The sequence below is a fragment of the Streptomyces sp. NBC_01463 genome (assembly GCA_036227345.1).
Classification (GTDB): domain Bacteria; phylum Actinomycetota; class Actinomycetes; order Streptomycetales; family Streptomycetaceae; genus Streptomyces.
This window is the reverse complement of record CP109468.1, coordinates 560,188-575,734: the sequence shown is the minus strand read 5'-3', so window position 1 is coordinate 575,734 and position 15,547 is coordinate 560,188. Positions and strand designations below refer to the sequence as shown.

The window sequence follows — 15,547 nt, the reverse complement described above, 5'->3', positions numbered from 1 at the left end:
ACAGGACGGTTCGGTACGGCCCGGCTACTTGCCCGCGCCGATGGTGAGGCCGCTGATGAACTGGCGCTGCAGCGCGAAGTACACGAGGAGCGTCGGCACGGCCGTCATCAGCGCCCCCGCCGCGATCAGGTTCGGGTTGGTGAAGTACTGCCCCTGGAGGCTGGCGAGTGCCGAGGTCACCGGCCGTTTGTCGCCGGTCTCGATCAGCACGAGCGGCCAGAAGAAGTCGTTGTAGATCCAGATCGACTCCAGCGTGGCCAGCGCGGCGAACGCCGGACGGCACAGCGGCAGCACGATCTGCAGGAACTGGCGCCACACCTGCGCGCCGTCGACCAGCGCCGCCTCGGTGATCTCCTTGGGGATCGTCTTCATGTAGTTGCTGAGGACGAAGGTGCAGAAGCCGCACTGGTACGCGATGTGGATGGCGATGATGCCCCAGTACGAGTTGTACAGAAGCAGCGAATCGCTCATCCAGGCGGGCAGCGGCACCTGGAGGTACAGCCGGTAGAGCGGGGTGATCAGGACCTGCGCGGGCAGCAGATTGCCCGCGGTGAACAGCATCAGCAGCGCGATGTTCCACCGGAAGTCGAACCGCGACACGAAGAACGCCACGGCGGCCGAGAAGAACAGCGTGCCGAGCACCGCGGGAACGGTGACCAGGACCGAGTTCCAGAAGTAGTGCGGCATGCCCGACTGGCCCCAGGCGGCGGTGAAGTTGTCCAGTCCGATGCTGCGCGGCCAGGACAGGTAGCCGTGCGCCGCGGTGTCCTCGTACGGCCGCAGCGAGGTGAAGACGGCCCACAGCAGCGGGACCAGCCACAGCAGGGAGATGCCGGCCAGCATCACATGGCGTCCGGTCTGACGCCGGGGCCGGGCCGCTGCGGGCGCGGACGGCGGGCGGCGGGCCGATGAGCCGCGGACGCGCGGCGGCGATGCGGTGACCGTCACTGGTCCTCCTTGCGGAAGTTCTGTACGAGGAAGGTGCCGATGGCCGCCAGCGAGATCACCAGCATGATCATCGCGAGCGCCGATCCGTAACCGATGTGGCTGGACTCGCCGATGATGTTGTCGGTGATCAGCAGGGACAGCAGCTCCATCCCGGGCTTGCTGCCGACGCCGCCGCCGAGCACGTACACGATGTCGAAGGCGCGCAGCGACTCCATGGCCGTCACGACCAGGATGATCACGTTGACGGGCTTCAGGGCGGGGAAGACCACGCGCAGGAACGTCTGCCGGCCGTTGGCCCCGTCGAGGGCGGCCGCCTCCTTGAGGGCCGGGTCGAAGCCCTTCAGACCGGCCAGGTAGAGGATCATGATGTAGCCGGTGTGCCGCCACGCCGAGGCGATGAGCACCATCCACAGATTGAGGTCCGGGTCGCCCAGCCAGTCGATGTGGTGGCCCGGGGCGGCTGTGGCGAGGATGCCGTTCAGCAGACCGTTGTCGGGGTTGTAGATGATCTCCCAGATGAGACCCACCACGGCCAGGGACAGCACCATGGGCAGGAAGATCGCGGTCTGGTAGATCCGGGTGAAACGGATCTTCCGGTCGAGCTGGTAGGCCAGGAAGATGCCGAACGGGGTGGGCAGCAGGGCGGTGAAGAGCAGCCAGATGACGTTGTGCTGGACGGCCGGCCAGAACGGCGGGTAATTCGTGAGAATTTCCCGGTAGTTGTCCAGGCCGGTCCACTGGATGCCGGACAGTTCGAGCCCGTCCCACTGGGTGAAGGACAGGGCGAGCGACGCGAGCGCCGGCAGCCAGACGAAGAGCAGCAGGGCGAGCAGCGGGATGCCGACGATCACGGTGAGGAAGAGCCGGTCGGAGAGGCCGAGCCGTCGTGGCCGTCGCGTCCGCCGGGTGCCGGGCGGCGCGGAAGGTACGGAGGACATGGGTGGGGCTTCCCTGGGTCGGTCAGGCGGCGAAGAATCGCGAACGCTGCGACTCGATCTTCTTGAGCGCGGCCGCGCCGTCGTCGGGGCTGCTCAGCCACTGCGACAGTCCGGGCAGCACGACGGTGGAGATGAAGCCCGGGTCACTGTCCCGGTCACCGAACTGGGTGATGTGGCGGGCCTTGGAGATGAGTTCGGCGGACTTCTTCTGGAGGGCGTTGTAGCCGCTGGTGTCGGCGTCGCCGTGCACGGCGACATTGCTCGGGTCGACCCCCATGTACAGGCCCTCCGCCCGGGCTCCGCCGAGGAATTCGAGGAACTGCTTCGCCTTCTTCTCGTTCCGGGGCCGGCGGCTGAGCATGAATCCGTCGGTCGGCGCCTCGACGGTGTCCTGGCCGTGCGACGGGGCGATCTCCGGGAAGGCGAAGAAGTCGATGTCGTCCCGCAGCTTCGGGTCGCTGATCTGCTGTCCGAGGAACAGGCCGATCACGGCCATGCCCGACTTCTTGTCCAGCAGCGACTGGGCGGCGTCCTGCCAGGAGCGGCCGCCGGCCCGCTCCTGGTAGTACGGGCTCAGCTCCCGCCAGTGGTCCAGCACGGCCCGCACCCGGGGGTCGGTCCAGCTGACGTCGCCGCCCAGCAGCGACATGTGGAACTCGTAGCCGTTGACCCGCAGGTTGAGGTAGTCGAACGCGCCGAGGATGCTCCAGGTGTCCCCGCCGCCGTAGCCGGCGGCGATGGGCGACAGCCCGTCCTTCTTCATCTGCTTGGCCAGCGCGACGAACTGGTCCCAGGTGGCGGGTGCCCGGTAACCGCGTTCCCTGAACAGGCTCTTGCGGTAGAAGACGGCCCAGGGGTAGTTGTACAGCGGAACGAAGTAGTACTTTCCGTCCTCGCCGCGGGAGAGCTGCTTGGCCGCCTCGCTGAAGCCGCCGCCGATCTTCTCCCACACGTCGTCCAGCGGTGCGCAGAGCTTCTTCTTGGCGAAGTACTGCATGCGGTAGCCCGCGAACCAGGTGAAGACGTCGTCCGGAGTGCCCTGCAGATAGCTGGAGATGCTCTTCTGGAACGTGTCGTGGTCGACGGTGTTGGTCTTGACGTCGAGTCCGCTGTCCTTCTTGAATGCCGTGGTCAGCGCCTCGTACGCCTTCTTGGGGGTGGCGTCGGCACCGTTCGACCCGAAGGTCACCGTCTTCGGGTCGGCGGCGGCCCCGCCCCCGCAGGCCGTCAGCGCGGGGGCGGCCAGTGCCGCGGCGCCCACGCCCATCAGCCCGCCCATGACACGCCGGCGGCCCGGACCGCCCTGCCCCGGTATGCGGCTCTGCTCAGACATCGCTACTCCTAGAAGGTGTCGGACCCGATGAAGGTCTGGATGGCAGTGGCCGCGGCCCCGCGCGCCCACTGCTCGAACGGCAGCGGGCGTGTGATCACGTCGCACTGCGCGGCTGTGCTGAATACGGTGGTGGCGAACGCGTCACGGATCTGCGCGGCGAACAGGTCGTACGCCGCGAGGCCTTCGCCGGAGATGATCACGCACTCGGGACCGAGCAGGTTGGCGACCGCTCCGATGCCCCGGCCGATGGCGGCACCGGCACGGGCGAACGCCGCACAGGCCACCGGGTTCCCGGACCGTGCCAGCTCCAGGGCGTGCGCGGGCCCGCCGACCGGCCGTCCCGTCTCCTCCTCGATGCGCCGGACGATGGCCGAGTCCGAGGCGATGGCCTCGACGCACCCCCGGTTGCCGCAGTGGCACAGCGGTCCCAGCGGATCGATGGACAGATGACCGATCTCGCCGGCCACCCCGTGCGCCCCGGCCACCACCCGGCCGTGCACGACCAGTCCGCAGCCGATCCCGGCTCCGACCGTGACCAGGGCGAAGTCGGAGCGCCCGACCCCTGAGCCGAACCACTGCTCGGCCACGGTCAGCGCCCGCACGTCGTTGTCCACTGTGACGGGCAGCCCGGTCGCCGTTTCCATGAGCGCGGCGAGGTCGACGTCGCGCCAGTCGAGGAACGGCGAGTACCGGACCACACCGGCGGCCCGGTCCACATCGCCGGAGACCGCGACGGCCAGGCCGCGCACCCCGACGCCGTACGCCTGCGCCTCGGTGAGGAGTCCGGCGGTGAGCGCGGCGACCGTGGAGATCACCTCGGCCGGAGCCCTTCCGGGCAGCGGTGCGTGACGGGCCGTCCGGACCCGGCAGCAGAGGTCGGCGAGCACCGCGATGACCTCGTCCGCGGTCACCTTGACCCCGATGAAGAGAGCCCGACCGCCGTTGACGCGTACCGGGTTGGCCGGCCGGCCCACCGCGGGCGGCGTGCTGCCGTCCAGGTCCTCGACGACGTATCCGGTGTCCATCAGCGGACGCACGGCCCTGGTGACGGCGGCCGAGGAGAGCCCGGTCCGGCGGGCGATCTCCACACGGGAGAGCGGCCCTTGGGACAGAGCCGTGGTGAACACCAGCGAGCCGGCCGGCGTTGCCGCCGGGAACGTCTCGACGAGGTTGGTCGGTGACATGGCCGGAAACGTAGGGGAGTTAATTTCCTCTGTCAATAAAAAAACTCAAACGAACGGGTTGGGTTCCCTGTCGTTCGACATGGGCATGCCATCGCGTGGCGAGTCCGGCAGGCGGACGTCAACCAGGAGGCAGCAGTGAAGAACTCAGGACGGCTCCGCAGGGCGTCGCTCACCCTGGCCGCGGCCGCGGTGCTCGTCGTCGCCTCGTCCGGCAGCGCGTTCGCGGCCGTGCCGGGCGCCCTGCCCGCGAACGCGGACGGGCTGGAACAGACCTTCCAGCCCGCCTTCGACTACGACGGGGACGGCTGCTACCCGACCCCCGCCATCGGCGCGGACGGCACGGTGGCACCCGGGCTGAACACCACGGGTGCGGTCAACGGCAGTTGCCACGACGCCTCCGACCTGGACAACACCAACGGCTACGCCCGCTCGCTGTGCAACAACGGCTGGTGCGCGATCATGTACGGCCTCTACTTCGAGAAGGACCAGGCGGTGGCCGGCAGCGGACTCGGCGGGCACCGCCACGACTGGGAGCACGTCGTGGTCTGGGTGCAGGACAACGAGGCCAAGTACGTCTCCACCTCCGCCCACGGCAACTTCGACGTGTATGCCCGGGACGCGATGAAGTGGGACGGTACGCACCCCAAGGTCGTCTACCACAAGGACGGGATCGGCACGCACTGCTTCCGCCCCGCGACCACCGGCGACGAGCCGCCCGAGAACCACTACCACCAGTGGCAGTTCCCCGACCTCGTGGGCTGGAACGGCTACCCCGCGGGCGTCCGGGACGCGCTGGTGCAGGCCGACTTCGGCAGCGCCGTCTTCGGCCTCAAGGACGGCAACTTCGCCGCTCACCTGGCCAGGGCGAAGCCTGCGGGAATCCCCTTCGACCCCTACGCGTGACCGGCCGCGAACGGCCCGCCGGGCACGGCCCGGAGCCCGGCGGTCGCCTCGTTCCTGCCGGGGAGCGGGGCGAACAGGCGGTGCGCCGCGACGGCGGCGCCGCCGCGCGCCCAGGTCTCGAACGGCAGCGGCCGCACCAGGATTTCGCACCGGGCGGCCGCGCCGAACGCCTGGTCGGCGAAGGACCGGCGGATCTCCTCGGCGAACAGGTCGTACGCGGCAACGCCCTCGCCGGAGATGATGATCCGCTCCGGCCCGATGAGGTTGGCCACCGACGCGATGGCCAGGCCGAGGGCCCGCCCCGCCCGGGTGAACACCCCGCGTGCGGCCGCGTCCCCCGCGCGCGCCAGGCGGACGGCGCCCGCCAGCGACAGATCCGTGTCCCCCGTCCGCTCCTGCACCTGTTCGACGATGGCCTGCGTCGAGGCGACGGCCTCCACGCAGCCGGTGTTGCCGCAGGTGCAGACCCGGTCGGTACCGCCGACGGGCAGATGCCCCAGCTCGCCCGACACCCCGTACGCCCCCGCGATCACGCGCCCGTCGACCGACATCCCGCAGCCCACCCCCGCGCCCACCGTGACCAGGGCGAAGGAGGAGAGCCCGACCCCCGCGCCGAACCACTGCTCGGCGACGGTGAGGGCCCGGACGTCGTTCTCGACGGCCGTCGCGATGCCGGTCGCCTCCTCGACCAGTGCGGCGAGCCGCACCCCGTGCCAGTCGAGGAAGGGGGAGTAGCGCACGATGCCGGCCGGTCCGTCCACGTCGCCCGAGACCGTCACGCCGATACTGTGCACCGCCGGACCGGCCTCACCCCTCTCGCCCTCCGCGGCACCGGAGAGCGTGCCGGCCAGGCGGGCGACCGCCTTCACCACCGTGCCGACGTCCCGGGAGCGCAGCGGGACCCGCCGGGTGGTCAGCGGGGTGGCGGTGAGGTCGACGAGCATGCCGATCAGTTCGTCCGCCGTCACCTTGATCCCGATGAACCGGGCACGTCCGGGCCGGACCGCCACCAGCGTGGCGGGCCGTCCGGGCTGCCGTTCCCCGGACGGGCCGAGCTCGGTGATCCAGCCGTCGTCGAGCAGGGGGGCCGAGACCTTGGTGACCGCCCCCGAGGACAGCCCGGTACGGCGTCCGAGCTCCGCCCGGGTCAACGGTCCCTGGGTCAGCAGGGTCTGGAGCACGAGGGCTGCGGACGGCGGCCGGTGGGAGAGGTTCACCCCGTCGAGATTACCTTCTGCCCGAAAGCAAGGGGATGGATCGGTTACGGCGCAGGTGGCGCGAGTGGTCGATCCCCGCTCGGGATGGCACGGAATATATTGACGATGGAAGGAAATTATCGTTAGCTTCGTCGCGGCGAAGAGTGCGCCGTGGAGCAGTTCGTGAAGAGCAGTTCGTGAACCGTCCATCGGGGTAGGGCCGTTGCGCCGGGTTCCGGCAGGAGGCCGTCTCCGCCGGGCGGTGGAGCCACGACCCCGCCCCACTGGTTTCGAGAGGACAAGGCATGACCCGCATCACCGACCGGACCGCACACCTGCGCGCAGCCGGGGTGAGTTTCGTCGTCGAGCTCCGTGCTCCGCTGCCCCGCATCCTGCACTGGGGCGAGGACCTCGGCGAGCTGACCGACGAGGGCCTCGCCGCCCTGGGGCTGACGGCGGACGGCGTCGCCCTCAACAACTCCCTTGACGAGGCGCGGCAGTTCACCGTCTGGCCCACCGAGGCCGACGGCTGGTCGGGCACCCCGGCCCACCAGGGCCACCGGGCCGGCACCGCCACCACGCCCCGGGTCACGATGACCGGCGCCGAACAGAGCCAGGACGCCTTGGTCATCGGCCTCCACGACGCCGACGCCGGCCTCGATCTCACCCTCACCTACCGGCTCGACCCGTCCGGCGTGCTGGGTGTGCACACCCGGGTGGCCTGCCCGCCCGACGCGTCCGGCACCGCCGCCCCGTACGACCTCTCCGCCACCACCGCACTCCTCCCGCTGCCGAACCGGGCCCAGGAGATCCTGGACTTCACCGGCAAGTGGTGCCGCGAACGCTCCCCGCAGCGCGGCCCGCTCGCTTTCGGCGGGCACGTCCGCGAGATCCGCCGGGGAAAGCCGGGCCTCGACGCGCCCCATCTGCTGACGGTCGGGGTGCCCGGATTCGGCTTCCGCAGCGGCGAGGTGTGGGCCCTGCACGTCGGCTGGAGCGGCAACCAGCGCTGGCTGGCCGAGCGGCTGCCCGAGGGCGCGGGGGTCCACGGCGGCGTCCTCGGCGGGGGTGAGCTCCTCGCACCCGGCGAGATCCGGCTCGGCCCGGGGGACAGCTACACCTCGCCCGAGTGCTTCTTCGCCTGGTCCGACGAGGGCCTGGACGGACTGGCCGGCCGCTTCCACACGATGCTCCGTGCCCGGCCCGGGCATCCTTCGTCACCGCGTCCGCTGACCCTGAACACCTGGGAGGCGGTCTACTTCGACCACCGCCCCGAAAGGCTCCTCGCACTGGCCGACACCGCGGCGTCGGTGGGGGTGGAGCGACTCGTCCTGGACGACGGCTGGTTCCTCGGCCGCCGGGACGACACGGCCGGGCTCGGCGACTGGGCCGTGGACCCGCAGGTGTGGCCCGAGGGGCTGAGCCCGCTCGCGGACCGGGTGCACGCCCACGGCATGCAGTTCGGGCTCTGGGTGGAGCCGGAGATGGTGAGCCTCGCGTCGCGGCTGGCCCGGGAGCACCCCGAGTGGCTGCTCGGCCCGTCCGTTGGCCTGGGGCCGAGCGCCCGCCACCAGTACGTGCTGAACGTGGCGCACGAGGACGCGTTCGCGTATCTCCTGGAGGCGCTGGACGCCCTCGTCGCCGAGTACCGCATCGACTACCTGAAGTGGGACCACAACCGGGAGCTGCACGAGGCGGTCCACCGGGGTGCGCACGGTGGTGACCGGCCGGGGGTGCACGCCCAGACCCGGGCCCTGTACCGGCTGATGGACGCACTCAGGGCCCGCAGGCCCGGCCTGGAGATCGAGTCGTGCTCCAGCGGGGGCGGGCGCGTCGACCTCGGGGTGCTCGCCCGCACGGACCGGGTGTGGGCCTCGGACTGCAACGACCCGCTGGAACGCCAGACCATCCAGCGGTGGACCGGCCAGCTGCTCCCGCCCGAGCTCGTCGGCGCCCACGTCGGGGGCCCGCGGAGCCATACGACGGGCCGGGTCGCCGACGACTCGTTCCGGCTGATCACCGCGCTGTTCGGGCACGCGGGCATCGAGGACGACCTGACCGCGCGGACACCGGAGCAACTGGAGACGCTGACGCGCTGGGCCGCGCTCTACAAGGAGGTGCGCGGGCTGCTGCACGGCGGCCGGGTGGTGCGGGCGGACCTCGATGACGACGCGACACAGCTGCACGGGGTCGTCGCCCCCGACGCCGGGGCCGCGCTGTTCTGCTGGGTGCGGACCCGGACGTCCGTGCCGGCTCAGTCGGGCCGCGTCCGCCTCCCTGGCCTCGCCCCGGGACGCGGCTACCGGGTCCGGATCCGTACGGAGGCCGGGCTGCCCTCCGTGCACCAGATCACCGGACCCGCCTGGTACCGGGCGGCGGTCGAGGACTGGGTGGCACTGCCCGGCACCGTACTGACGGGTGCGGGACTGCCCCTGCCGACGCTCAACCCGGGGCAGGCCCTGCTGGTCGAGGTCGCCCCGCAGACCACGGCGCACTGACCGGTCGTCACCGGCCCGCCCCGTCCAGAACGCCTGGACGGGGCACCGGGGGAGCTGATGGCATGACCGCCCCGGAGTTCGCCGCACTGCGGCCCTTGCGGTGAACTCTGAGGCGGGTGCGTGAGGAGCGGCACGGGGCGTCCTGCGTGATCACATCGCGGGGACCCGGACGTACCGCTCGGTGATGTGCAGGTCGGCCTCGATGCGCCCGGCCGCCTCGCGCAGCCGGGGCAGTACGTCCGTGACGCACTCCTCCAGAGTGCGGCTGCTGCTGTGCATGGCGACGTTGACCGCCGCCACGACCGTGCCCCGGCGGTCGTGCAGGGGGACGGCCACCGAACGCAGCCCCACCTCCAGCTCCTCGTCGACCAGCGCGTAGCCGTCGGCCCGGGCACGGTCGAGGGCGGCGCCCAGTTCGTCGGGGCGGGTGACGGTGTAGGGGGTCAGGGCGTGCGGCTCCGCCGCGGCGAGGCGGGCCGCGCGTTCCGTGGCGGGCAGCGCGGCGAGCAGGACGCGGCCCATGGAGGTCGCGTGCGCCGGAAAGCGCGTCCCGACGGTGATGTTGACGTTCATGATGCGCCGGGTCGCGACGCGGCCGGTGTACTGGACGTCGTCGCCCGCGAGCACCGCGAGCGAGGCCGAGTCCCGGACCTGTCCGGTCAGCGCGGCGAGGTGGGGCTGGGCGATCTGCGGCAGCGTCGCGCGCGACAACGGCGGGTAGCCGAGGGCCAGTACGAGCGGGGTGAGGCGGTGCTCCCGGCCCCGCGCGGTGACGTACCCGAGGTGCTCCAGGGTGATCAGGGCCCGCCGGGCGGTCGCCCTGGCCAGCCCGGTCGCCCGGGCGACGTCGGACAGGGTCAGGGCGTCCCGGCCCTCGCCGAACGTGGCGAGCACGGTCAGACCGCGCGCGAGCGACTCGATGAACTCGCGGCCCAGCTCCTGCTTCGACGCCCCGGTCCAGGAGGCGAGCGCGGTGGGCGACTGCGGGGTGAGGGTGGGCGCGGCCTGCCGCAGGTCCTCCTCCATGGCCGCGGCGGCCGCCCGCACCCGGGGCAGCAGGGTGTCGCGCAGCGAGGCCGCGGTGTGCCGGCTGGTGTGGCTCACGACGCTGACGAGACAGGCCACTTCGCCCGCGGGGGAGCGGACCGGCACGGCGAGCGCGACCAGACCGGGCTCGATCAGCTGGTCGTCCAGCGCCCAGCCGTCGCGCCGAGCCTGTTCGGCCCGTGCGGCGAACTCCTTCTCGGGCACGGGCGGCCGCGGGGGAACGGCGGGGAAGGCCAGGCCCTCCGGGTCCGCGGCCCGGTGCTCCCGCCACTCCCGCCACTCCCGCGCATCCCAGTCCGCGGCCAGCAGCGGTCCCGGCGCGGTGCGTTCGGCGGGCAGCAGGTCACCGATGCGGAAGCTCAGCGACATCGCGCGACGCCGGGTGGCCTGATGGATGAAGCGGATCCCGTCGCCGTCACCGACCGCCAGGGAGACCGACTCGTCGAGCGTGTCGGCCAGGGCGTCGGCCCGCTCCCCGAGCAGGGACGGCAGCCGCAGCGCGGACAGAAACGCGTTTCCCAGCTCCATGAGACGGGGGGCGAGCGTGACATCCCGCCCGTCCACGCGGACGTACTCCATCCGGGCCAGGGTCGCGGTGATCCGGTCGACCGTGGACCGGGCCAGGCCGGTGGCGCGTTCGATGGCGCTCGGGCTCAGCGTGCCGCCCGCGTCGGTGAGCCGGCGCAGGACCGTGATGCCGCGCATGAGCGGGGCGACCGCCTCGGCCGGTGCCGGCGTCTCGGTCTGCTGGGGCGGGTGGGTCGGTGGCATCGGGCTCTCCGTCGTGCGTCGTGGGGACACAGTAGTGAACACCGGCAGGTGAGGAGCGGTCCGCCCGGCGCCGGTGAGGTGCCGACCGTTGACAGGGGTGCGGGCGGGCGGCAGACTCCGGGTCAAGAATAGTGAAAGAAACTTCACTGTGCGAACAAGCGAAGATGTGAGGGACGGTCCATGGACAAGGTGGTCGCCTCCGCCGCGCAGGCCGTGGCCGATCTGCCGGACGGCGCCTCGATCGCCGTCGGCGGCTTCGGACTCAGCGGCGTCCCCGACGCCCTGATCGCGGCCCTGCACGCACGCGGGACCAGGGGCCTGCGCGTCGTCTCGAACAACTGCGGCGCGCAGGACTCGGGGCTCGCGGTCCTGCTCGCCGACGGCCGGATCAGCCGGGTCACCGGCTCGTACATCGGCGGCAACAAGGAGTTCGGCCGCCAGTACCTGGCGGGCGAGCTTGAGCTCGAACTCATCCCCCAGGGCACCCTCGCCGAACGCCTGCGCGCCGGCGGGGCGGGCATCCCCGCGTTCTACACCCCGGCCGGCGTCGGCACCCTGGTCGCCGACGGCGGAATGCCCTGGCGCTACGACGGCAACGGCGGTGTCGCCCTCGCCTCCCCGGCCAAGGAGGTACGCGACTTCGACGGCACGCCCTACGTCATGGAGCGCGGGATCCGCACCGACTTCGCCCTCGTCAGGGCGGCCAGGGGCGACCGGCACGGGAACCTCGTCTTCAACAAGGCGGCCCGCAACTTCAACCCGCTCGCCGCCATGGCCGGCCGCATCACGATCGCCGAGGTCGAGGAACTGGTGGAACCCGGCGAGATCGACCCCGACCACGTACACCTGCCCGGCGTCTTCGTCCGGCGCGTGGTCGCGCTGACCCCGGAGCGGGCCGCGGACAAGAGGATCGAGCAGCGCACCGTGACACCACGGACCGGCGCGGACCAGGACGGTGGCCGATGAGCTGGAACCGGCAGGAGATGGCCGCCCGCGCGGCCGCCGAACTCCGCGACGGCGAGTACGTCAACCTGGGCATCGGGCTGCCGACCCTGATCCCCAACCACCTCCCCGAAGGCGTGCACGTCGTCCTCGAATCCGAGAACGGCATCCTGGGCACCGGCCCCTTCCCCTACGACGAGGACGTCGATCCCGACCTGATCAACGCCGGCAAGGAGACGGTCACCGTCCTGCCGGGGGCCTCGTTCTTCGATTCGGCACTCTCCTTCGGCATGATCCGCGGCGGCCACATCGACACGGCCGTGCTCGGCGCCATGCAGGTCTCCGCCCGCGGCGACCTCGCCAACTGGGCCGTCCCGGGCAAGCTCGTGACCGGCATCGGCGGCGCTATGGACCTCGTCCACGGCGCCCGCCGCGTCATCGTGACGATGACGCACACCGCCAAGGACGGCAGTCCGAAGATCGTCGAGGAGTGCACCCTCCCGCTCACCGGCCGCTCCTGCGTCCACCGGATCATCACGGACCTGGCCGTCCTCGACGTGACCGCCACCGGCCTGGTGCTGACCGAGACCGCACCGGGCGTCGGCGTCGCCGACGTGCTCGCCCGGACCGCCGCCCCGGTCCGTGTCGCAGAAGGAGCCGGAGGAATCAGGCCGTGACGCCCCGACCCCGTACAGGCAAGGAAGGACCGCCACCCATGACCAGCCCGTCCGCCCCGGCCGTGCCCCGCGCACTCACCCAGGCCGACATCAGCGCCGAGATCACCGCGGCGCGCGAGGACTACGCCGCGTCCCTCGCCGCGGGCGCACCCGTCCGCCCGCACCCCGCCCGGGACTACGCCCCCTACCGCAGCAGCACCCTGCGCCACCCGCGGCGGCCGCTGATCCCCGTCGGCGCGGACCCCGAGGCCGTCGAGCTCTCCGGCCCGGTCTTCGGCGCCACCGACATCACGGAGCTGGACCACGACCTCACCCGGCAGCACCAGGGCGAACCGCTGGGGGAGCGGATCACCGTGACCGGCCGCGTCCTCGACCGGTCCGGCCGCCCCGTGCGCGGCCAGCTCGTCGAGATCTGGCAGGCCAACGCCTCGGGCCGCTACGCCCATCTCCGCGATCAGCACCCCGCCCCCCTCGACCCCAACTTCACCGGCGTGGGACGCTGCCTGACGGATGATCAGGGCGCGTACTCGTTCGTCACCGTCAAGCCGGGCGCCTACCCCTGGCGCAACCACGCCAACGCCTGGCGCCCCGCGCACATCCACTTCTCGCTGTTCGGAGCCGCGTTCACCCAGCGGCTGATCACCCAGATGTACTTCCCGGGCGATCCGCTCTTCGCCTACGACCCGATCCTCCAGTCCGTCACGGACGACGACGCGCGCGGCCGGCTCGTCGCGGCGTACGACCACGACCTGTCCACCCCCGAACGGTCGCTCGGCTACCGCTGGGACATCGTCCTCGACGGCCCGTCCGCGACCTGGACCGAGGAGGGCCGCTGATGTCCGCCACACCGCCCGCCGCCGCGCCGGGGAAGCTCCTGCCCACCCCGTCCCAGACCGTCGGCCCCTTCTACGGGTACGCCCTGCCGTTCGCGGGCGGCGGCGACCTCGCCCCCGCCGGTCATCCGGGCACCGTGATCCTGCACGGCCACGTCCACGACGGCGCCGGTGCGCCGGTGCCCGACGCCCTCATCGAGGTGTGGCAGCCCGCGCCCGACGGCTCCCGGCACGGCGCACCCGGCTCCCTGCGGCGCGACCCCGTCACCGGAGCGGTCATCGGCCGCCACGGCCTCGCGTTCACAGGCTTCGGCCGGGTACCGACGGACGCCGACGGGCACTACACCGTCACGACGCTGCCGCCGGGCGGATCCCCGTACCTCGCGCTCGTCGTCTTCGCCCGCGGGCTGACCCACCACCTGCACACCCGCGCCTATCTGCACGACGCCCCCGGCCTCGACGGGGACCCGCTGCTCGCCCGACTCCCCGAGGAGCGGCGGGCCACGCTCCTCACCACGCCCGAGGAGACCGGCATCCACCGATTCGACATCCGTCTGCAGTACGACGGCGCACATGAGGAGACGGTCTTCCTTGACTTCGCCTGATGCGGACACGTCGGACCGGGCAGCGGCGGACGTCGGCCTGCTCGCACCCGTCCGCGCCGGAACGGCCGTGGAGGCGGCGACGGGTGACGCGGCGTACGTACGGGCCCTGCTCGACGCCGAGACGGCGCTCGTCCGCGCCCAGGAATCGCTGGGCCACGCCCCGCCCGGCACGGCGGACGCCGTCGCGTCGGCCGCGGCGGACCCGGACCGGTTCGACGCGCGCGCCCTGGCGCTGCGGGCCCGGTCGGGCGGCAACCCCGTCATCCCCCTGGCCGCCGACCTGACGGCCGCCGTCGCGGAACGGTCCCCGGCCACCGCCGCCCATGTCCACCGGGGCGCGACCAGCCAGGACATCCTCGACACCGCCGCCATGCTGGTGGCCTCCCGGACCCTGCGGCTGATCCTTGCCGACCTGGACCGGACGGCCGGTGCCCTGGCCCGCACCGCCGCCGAACACCGCGACACACCGATGGCGGGACGCACCCTCACCCAGCACGCCGTGCCGACCACCTTCGGCCTCAAGGCGGCGGGCTGGCGCAGTCTGGTCCTCGACGCCCGCGAGCGGCTCGCCGCGGTCCGGGGCGCGCTGCCGGTCCAACTGGGCGGCGCGGCGGGGACGCTGGCCGCCTTCGCCGCCTTCGCCGGGCCCGGGAGTCCGGACACGGGAGGGGCGGGCGCGGCGGGTGACGACGCTGCGGCGGACGCCGGGGCGATGCTCGTCGGGGCGTACGCCACCGCGACCGGACTGGCCGCGCCCGCGCTGCCCTGGCACACCCTGCGCACGCCGGTCGCCGACCTCGGCGGAGCACTGGCCTTCACCGCCGGAGCCCTCGGCAAACTCGCCGCGGACGTTCTCGTCCTCTCCCGGACCGAGATCGGCGAGGTCTCCGAGAGCACGGGCGGGACATCGTCCGCGATGCCGCACAAGGCCAACCCGGCCCGCGCCGTCCTCATCGCCGCGGCCGCCCGCCAGGTCCCCGCACTCGCCGGGATCCTGTACGGCGCCCTCGTCGCCGAGGACGAGCGCCCGCCCGGCGCCTGGCACGCCGAATGGCAGCCGCTGCGCGAGGCGTTGCGCACGGTCGGTGGAGCCGCCGACGCGGCGGCCGCACTGGCCGAGGGGCTGCGCGTCCACCCCGGGCGCATGCGCGAGAACCTCGGCATCACGGGCGGACTGATCGTCAGTGAACGGCTCGGTGCCGTCCTCTCGGCCAGGATCGGACGAGCCGCGGCACGGGCGGCGGTCACCGGGGCGGCCGCCCGCGCGGCCCGCGAAGGACTCCGCCTCCACGACGCCCTGGCCCAGGACCCGGCACTGGCGGGCGCGGTGACACGGGACGAACTGAAGACCCTCACCGATCCGTCGAGCTACCCGGGCTCGGCCGGCCCGCTCGTCGACCGCGCGCTGCGCCGCCGCACCGACGGGACGGGGGCGGACTGACGGAGCATCCCGCACGGAACGAGGTGACGCGTGCCTGTTGCCGGGCGCGCCTCGGGCAGTGGCGCGAGCGGTCGGCACGGAACCCGACCTGACCCGCACCCGCTGCCGGACGCCTTCGACAGCGGTCGGAACCGAACCGATCCGTACCCGTCGCAGGGCGCGCCTTCGACAGCGGTGGGGACCGAACTGAACCGACCTGACCCGCACCTCTTGTCGGGCGTGCCTCCGGCA

13 protein-coding genes are annotated in these 15,547 nt (G+C 72.5%); 7 read left to right on the top strand and 6 right to left on the bottom strand.

Annotated features, from left to right (window positions below; genetic code table 11):
* Window positions 1-24 precede the first annotated feature (24 nt).
* From OG521_02530 to OG521_02515, 4 genes are all read right to left on the bottom strand, one after another.
* Complete coding sequence (locus OG521_02530; GenBank protein WUW26554.1) at window positions 25-846, bottom strand: carbohydrate ABC transporter permease; 822 nt, start codon at window positions 844-846, stop codon at window positions 25-27.
* Between the two features lie 98 nt (window positions 847-944).
* On the bottom strand, window positions 945-1,886 hold the full coding sequence (locus OG521_02525) for a sugar ABC transporter permease (protein ID WUW19714.1): 942 nt from the start codon (window positions 1,884-1,886) through the stop codon (window positions 945-947).
* A 22-nt stretch (window positions 1,887-1,908) separates the two neighbouring features.
* The gene (locus tag OG521_02520; GenBank protein WUW19713.1) at window positions 1,909-3,219 is read right to left on the bottom strand and encodes an ABC transporter substrate-binding protein; all 1,311 of its coding nucleotides are present in this window, start codon (window positions 3,217-3,219) and stop codon (window positions 1,909-1,911) included.
* 8 nt (window positions 3,220-3,227) lie between these two features.
* Entirely contained in the window at window positions 3,228-4,403 is a 1,176-nt protein-coding gene (locus OG521_02515) for an ROK family transcriptional regulator (protein WUW19712.1), read from the bottom strand.
* Between the two features lie 135 nt (window positions 4,404-4,538).
* Here OG521_02515 and OG521_02510 point away from each other — a divergent pair, with 135 nt between their 5' ends.
* Window positions 4,539-5,306, top strand: coding sequence for an NPP1 family protein (locus OG521_02510; GenBank protein ID WUW19711.1), 768 nt, complete (start codon window positions 4,539-4,541; stop codon window positions 5,304-5,306).
* Here the strand turns inward: OG521_02510 and OG521_02505 are convergent.
* On the bottom strand, window positions 5,297-6,523 hold the full coding sequence (locus OG521_02505; protein WUW19710.1) for an ROK family transcriptional regulator: 1,227 nt from the start codon (window positions 6,521-6,523) through the stop codon (window positions 5,297-5,299). The two genes, OG521_02510 and OG521_02505, sit on opposite strands and share 10 nt — an antisense overlap.
* Before the next feature lie 284 nt (window positions 6,524-6,807).
* Here OG521_02505 and OG521_02500 point away from each other — a divergent pair, with 284 nt between their 5' ends.
* Window positions 6,808-9,000, top strand: coding sequence for an alpha-galactosidase (locus tag OG521_02500; protein ID WUW19709.1), 2,193 nt, complete (start codon window positions 6,808-6,810; stop codon window positions 8,998-9,000).
* A 150-nt stretch (window positions 9,001-9,150) separates the two neighbouring features.
* On the opposite strand, the gene OG521_02495 is transcribed toward OG521_02500, so the two are convergent.
* Entirely contained in the window at window positions 9,151-10,818 is a 1,668-nt protein-coding gene (locus tag OG521_02495; protein ID WUW19708.1) for a helix-turn-helix domain-containing protein, read from the bottom strand.
* Between the two features lie 180 nt (window positions 10,819-10,998).
* On the opposite strand from OG521_02495, the gene OG521_02490 reads away from it, so the two are divergent.
* Genes OG521_02490 through OG521_02470 form a run of 5 tightly spaced genes read left to right on the top strand, consistent with a single transcriptional unit; the run spans window position 10,999 to window position 15,316 of the window.
* Window positions 10,999-11,784, top strand: a complete 786-nt coding sequence (locus OG521_02490; protein ID WUW19707.1) for a CoA transferase subunit A — start codon at window positions 10,999-11,001, stop codon at window positions 11,782-11,784.
* On the top strand, window positions 11,781-12,437 hold the full coding sequence (locus tag OG521_02485; GenBank protein ID WUW19706.1) for a CoA transferase subunit B: 657 nt from the start codon (window positions 11,781-11,783) through the stop codon (window positions 12,435-12,437). The genes OG521_02490 and OG521_02485 overlap by 4 nt, the downstream gene beginning before the upstream one ends.
* A 38-nt stretch (window positions 12,438-12,475) precedes the next feature.
* Complete coding sequence (gene pcaH, locus OG521_02480) at window positions 12,476-13,273, top strand: protocatechuate 3,4-dioxygenase subunit beta (protein WUW19705.1); 798 nt, start codon at window positions 12,476-12,478, stop codon at window positions 13,271-13,273.
* On the top strand, window positions 13,273-13,875 hold the full coding sequence (gene pcaG, locus OG521_02475) for a protocatechuate 3,4-dioxygenase subunit alpha (protein ID WUW19704.1): 603 nt from the start codon (window positions 13,273-13,275) through the stop codon (window positions 13,873-13,875). The genes pcaH and pcaG overlap by 1 nt, the downstream gene beginning before the upstream one ends.
* The gene (locus OG521_02470) at window positions 13,862-15,316 is read left to right on the top strand and encodes a lyase family protein (protein WUW19703.1); all 1,455 of its coding nucleotides are present in this window, start codon (window positions 13,862-13,864) and stop codon (window positions 15,314-15,316) included. Before pcaG ends, OG521_02470 begins: the two co-directional genes overlap by 14 nt.
* The last annotated feature ends 231 nt before the right edge of the window (window positions 15,317-15,547 follow it).

Bases quoted from the DNA above. Each gene is read 5' to 3' on its own strand.
- OG521_02525 (WUW19714.1), bottom strand. From the start codon at position 1,886: ATGTCCTCCGTACCTTCCGCGCCGCCCGGCACCCGGCGGACGCGACGG.
- OG521_02515 (WUW19712.1), bottom strand. From the start codon at position 4,403: ATGTCACCGACCAACCTCGTCGAGACGTTCCCGGCGGCAACGCCGGCC.
- OG521_02520 (WUW19713.1), bottom strand. From the start codon at position 3,219: ATGTCTGAGCAGAGCCGCATACCGGGGCAGGGCGGTCCGGGCCGCCGG.
- OG521_02500 (WUW19709.1), top strand. From the start codon at position 6,808: ATGACCCGCATCACCGACCGGACCGCACACCTGCGCGCAGCCGGGGTG.
- pcaG (WUW19704.1), top strand. From the start codon at position 13,273: ATGTCCGCCACACCGCCCGCCGCCGCGCCGGGGAAGCTCCTGCCCACC.
- pcaH (WUW19705.1), top strand. From the start codon at position 12,476: ATGACCAGCCCGTCCGCCCCGGCCGTGCCCCGCGCACTCACCCAGGCC.
- OG521_02485 (WUW19706.1), top strand. From the start codon at position 11,781: ATGAGCTGGAACCGGCAGGAGATGGCCGCCCGCGCGGCCGCCGAACTC.
- OG521_02495 (WUW19708.1), bottom strand. From the start codon at position 10,818: ATGCCACCGACCCACCCGCCCCAGCAGACCGAGACGCCGGCACCGGCC.
- OG521_02490 (WUW19707.1), top strand. From the start codon at position 10,999: ATGGACAAGGTGGTCGCCTCCGCCGCGCAGGCCGTGGCCGATCTGCCG.